We start from the raw sequence: 1,708 nt of genomic DNA, 5'->3' as shown, positions 1-1,708 counted from the left end.
TGCTGGCCCAGTTCAAACCGGCGCGCGTGAACATCGACTACCACGTCGCCTTCGAAGGCCACTACTACTCGGTGCCGCACCAACACGTCGGCGAGGTGGTGGAGCTGCGGGTGACCGCCACGACGCTGGAGGTGCTGCTGCGCCGCCAGCGCATCGCCGCCCATGTGCGCAGCGCCCAGACGGGCGGCTTCACGACGGTGCCTGAGCACATGCCGGCGTCGCACCGCGCGCACCTGCAGTGGACGCCAGCCAAGCTCATCGCCTGGGGCGAGCGCATCGGCGCGGCCACCGCGGGCGTGGTGCGCTGGCAGATGGAGCGCAGGCCGCATCCGGAGCAAGGCTACCGAAGCTGCCTGGGCCTGATGCGCCTGGCGCGCGAGTACGGTAACGACCGACTGGAGGCGGCTTGCGCGCGGGCGCAGTCCATCCGTGCGCCCCACTACGGCAGCGTCAAGTCGATCCTGGCCAGCGGACTGGACCGCCAGGGCAGCAGCCTGCTCGGCGCAGAGCGCTCGGTCGCGCCGATGCCGCAGCACGACAACGTGCGCGGCGCCGGCTACTACGGGCACCACTGATGGCCTCAGCCGGCAACGACAACACCGACACCGACACCGACACCCTCATGCTCCAACAACACACCCTGGACCAATTGCGCGGCCTGCGCTTGGACGGCATGGTCGCCGCCCTGACCGACACCGCCACCCAGCATGCCGCCGACGCGCTGCCCTTCGACCAACGGCTGGCCTTGCTCGTGCAGCGCGAGCTCGACTGGCGCGACGGCAAGCGCGTGGCACGGCTGCTCAAGGCGGCCAAGCTCAAGGTCAGCTCGGCCTGCATCGAGGACATCGACTGGCGGGCCGGTCGTGGCCTGGACAGGCATCTGGTGACGGCGCTGGCCGGCGGGGACTGGATCCGCCACGCACGCAACGTGTTGATCACGGGCGCCACCGGCTGCGGAAAGACCTGGCTGGGCTGCGCTCTGGCGCAGCAGGCTGCACGACAGGGCTTCAGCGTGCTGTACACGCGCGCCACGCGGCTGCTGCAGGAGCTGCAGGTGGCCCACGGCGACGGCAGCTTCGGCCGGCGCCTGGCACAGCTCGCGCGGCTGGACGTGCTGGTGCTCGATGACCTGGCTATCGCGCCGATCGCTGCCCAGGAACGCCAGGACCTGCTGGAGTTGCTGGACGACCGCGTGGGCAGCCGCAGCACGCTGATCACGAGCCAGCTGCCCAGCAGCGCCTGGCATCAGTGGCTCAACGAGCCCACCATCGCCGACGCCATCATGGACCGGCTGCTCCACGGCTCGCACACCATCGCGCTGAAGGGCGAGTCGCTGCGCAAGGCCAAGACCCAAGCCTGACGGCAGCACTGGCGAGCCAACCTGCAAACGCTTCGGCCCCGCCTTGCCCACCGCGGCGGCCAGGCGTCGCATGCGCCGCCGCCGCCGTGGACAAGGCTGCCGAGCAGGTCGCCGGACGGAGCAAGCCGCCTTCGGCACCGGGTTGCCCATCCGGCGCCTGAGGCGCCGCGTGGACAACCCGGACGGCTCCGTTCCACAGCCATCGCGAACAGCGTTCCAAACTGATGGCGGACAGTTGGCCTACCATCCGCAGCGTCACTCAGGACACCTGCAACGGGTGTCCGCGATCGCCCGGAACGCTGTCCGCGATCAGCCTGGAACGGGTGTCCACGATCAGTGGAATGCGCA

The 1,708-nt window shown here is 70.1% G+C and carries 2 protein-coding genes; both read left to right on the top strand.

The window, feature by feature from the left end:
- Nucleotides 1–575: Mu transposase domain-containing protein (locus ACOVRJ_RS03425; protein ID WP_422042499.1), on the top strand; the 575-nt coding region annotated here is incomplete at its 5' end.
- A gap of 47 nt (nucleotides 576–622) precedes the next feature.
- Entirely contained in the window at nucleotides 623–1,360 is a 738-nt protein-coding gene (gene istB, locus ACOVRJ_RS03420) for an IS21-like element helper ATPase IstB (protein ID WP_422042500.1), read from the top strand.
- Nucleotides 1,361–1,708 lie beyond the last annotated feature (348 nt).

It is taken from the genome of Roseateles sp., from assembly GCF_049240545.1.
Lineage (GTDB): Bacteria > Pseudomonadota > Gammaproteobacteria > Burkholderiales > Burkholderiaceae_C > Paucibacter_A.
This window is presented reverse-complemented; position numbering and strand designations above follow the sequence as displayed.